The organism is Streptomyces sp. NRRL B-24085 (genome assembly GCF_001282115.1).
In the GTDB taxonomy this organism is placed as follows: Bacteria; Actinomycetota; Actinomycetes; order Streptomycetales; family Streptomycetaceae; genus Streptomyces.
In genome coordinates this window covers 1-2,600 of the sequence record NZ_LJBR01000390.1, presented here as the reverse complement: position 1 = coordinate 2,600, position 2,600 = coordinate 1, and the positions used below count along the sequence as shown (strand labels likewise).

Here is a 2,600-nt window from a genome sequence, read left to right as displayed (position 1 = left end):
CACCCCGAACCCCGCACGCAAGGGAACAACCCGTCGAAGACCCCCCGTCGGCCTCAGCCGTGAGCCGCCGCCAGGTGTCGGACAAGCCTCGGAGAGGCGTACTCCGTGCCGCACACGAAGCGCATGACCGGGCCGTAGGACGCCGCCGCCGGCAGGCCGGTGAAGTACAGGCCCGGGACGGAGGAGACGTACCCGGCGCCGAGCCTGGGCGTGCCGCGGCTGACCGCCAGGGCGGTGCGCAGTTCGTGCCCGAGGAAGTCCATCGCGGCGAGGTCGACGCGGTAGCCGGTGGCCGCGATGACGTGGTCGGCGGAGAGGCGGTCCGGCGCCCCGGTGTGGGAGAGGACCTCCAGCGCAGGACGGCCGTCGACCGTGTCCGCCCTGAGGATCCGGTCCACCTCGGTGACCTGCACCCTGCCCTCGAAGCGCTCACGCAGCCACCACGCGCCGAGCGGGCCGAGAACCCGTCGGACCAGGTAGTGGCGGGCGCCCGCCGGGAGCCGGCGGTAGGGGTGCGGGTAGTAGGTCAGGGCCCACAGGGACCAGGCCCGGCCGAAGGGCGACTCGGGGCGCAGCCTCGGCTGCTGCCACGGCGGTGCGCCGAAGGCCACCCGGCCGCGTCCCCGGGCGACCACCCGGACCCGGGCGCCCGCCTCCGCCGCGAGGACCGCCGTCTCCAGCGCGGACTGGCCGGCCCCGACGACGATCAGCTCCTTGCCGGAGTAGCGGCCGAGGTCGTGGTGCTGGGAGCTGTGGGAGACCGGGCCGGTGGGCGCCGGTCCGTCGGGCAGGGCGGCGGCCAGCTCCCGGGGCAGGTGGGACAGCCCCGACAGACCGGTGGCCACGACCACCGCCCGCGCGGTGAACGACTCCCCCGAGTCCAGCTTGAGCTGGAAGCCGCCCCGCTCGCTGCGGTCCACGGACACGACCCGCACCTGTTCCAGCTCGGGCACCAGCTTCTGCTGGAACCACCGGCCGTAGGCGATGAACGTCTCGACGGGGACGATGTCCTCGTCCGTCACCAGCCGGCGGATGCCCGCCGCGTCGCAGTAGTCGCCGAGGGTGTGCCCGGGCTGGGGCGCGTCCAGGCTGGAGGCGGCCGGGGTCGACTTGAGGAGCATGCCCGCGGGCATGTGGTCGCGCCAGCTCACCATGGGGTCGCCGAAGACGCGCACGGGGATGCCGCGGGCCCGCAGATGGGCCGCGGTCGACAGGCCGAAGGGCCCGGCGCCGATGACTGCTACCGGTTGGATCACGAAGTCCCTCCCCAGGACGTCACTTCGTCACTTCGTGGTGGTGCCGCTGTTCAACTGGTCTTTCCGCCCCGCCGGTTGGTCCGCCAGAGCTGGTAGAGGTGCCTGGCGCCGGGCCGCACGAACCGGCCGAGCATGGTGAGGAACGGCAGCGGGTCGTCACCCGCGAACCAGGCCAGCTCGGTCCCGCTGGGCCGCGCCGGCGCGTGCGGGGTCGTGTAGCCGCTGCGGCGGTAGGCGAGCAGGGCGGGCAGGTCGATGTTCTCCACGACGTAGCGGCGACCGGCCCGCTGCTCCCCCTCCGGGACGGCCCGCCCGGTCAGGTCCAGGTGCATGGCGCGGACGACGTCCACCCCCGACTCGCTCTCGAAGAGCCGGAACTGGGCGCCCATGCGGGGGTTGAAGTCGAGCAGTTTGTACTGGCCGTCGCGCCGGTCGAAGCGCAGGTCGAGGTCGATGATGCCGGTGTAGCCGATCTGTTTGACGAAGCGTGCGGCGAGGTCCGCGAGTTCCGGGTTGTCCACGACGTACGCGTTGGCGGTCATGCCCGCGTGCGGCGGCCAGGAGCGCACCTTGACGCCGGTGAACAGGGCCAGCGGGGCGGAGTTGCCGTCGAAGTAGGCGTGCACGATCCAGTCCTCGGCCTCCTCGCGCGGCAGGTACTCCTGGAGGATCACCCCGGGCCGCTCGCCCCAGTCACGGGCGAGGGCGAGCAGCCCCTCACGGGTGGCGATGCGGGTGGTGCCGCCCACCGCGGGCCGCCGGCGCCGTACGAACGCCTCGCGGTTCTTGGCCACCACCGGGAAGCGGGCCTTCTCGGCGAAGGCCACGATGTCGTCGTACGACTGCGGGAAGGCGGCCTGCGGGCTGGCGATCCCGTGTTCCGCGCACAGTTCGTGCAGGCCCTGTTTGCTGGCCAGCCGGCGGGTGAGAGCGGGCTCCACGCGCGGGAAGAGGAACCGGCCGAAGAGGTCGTTCTGGTGCTCGGCGATCAGGACCGCCGCCTCCTCGTCGGTCGGCACCAGGACGGCGGGGCGGCCGATGCGGCGCCCGATCCGGATCAGTCCCTCGACCAGGCTGCGCGGGTCCTCGGTGCCGGTCGTCGGCCAGACGAACGCGCGGGTGAGGTAGCGGGAGGCGGCCGCGGGTGTGCAGCGGTCCTCGGTGATGGCGTACATGGGGACGCCGAGGCGGCCCAGACTGCGGATCGCGCCGACTCCGCCGTGGTGCAGCGGGTAGTCGCCGAACTTGACGATCAGGGCCGGGACCTCACGGTCGGCCTCGAACGGCACACTGCTCGCGCTTCTGGCCACGGTCCCCCCACGCGTCCCCCCACGGACGCGAGCC

2 protein-coding genes are annotated in these 2,600 nt (G+C 73.3%); both read right to left on the bottom strand.

Annotated elements, in window-relative coordinates; translation table 11 throughout:
* Positions 1–53: 53 nt before the first annotated feature.
* Positions 54–1,256 carry an NAD(P)-binding domain-containing protein gene (locus AOJ26_RS34085; protein WP_053852236.1) on the bottom strand — a complete coding sequence of 401 codons (1,203 nt, stop codon included), beginning with the start codon at positions 1,254–1,256 and terminating at the stop codon, positions 54–56.
* 50 nt (positions 1,257–1,306) lie between these two features.
* Positions 1,307–2,545: a D-aspartate ligase gene (locus AOJ26_RS34080; RefSeq protein WP_053852235.1), complete on the bottom strand. Its 1,239-nt coding sequence runs from the start codon at positions 2,543–2,545 to the stop codon at positions 1,307–1,309.
* Between the last annotated feature and the right edge of the window lie 55 nt (positions 2,546–2,600).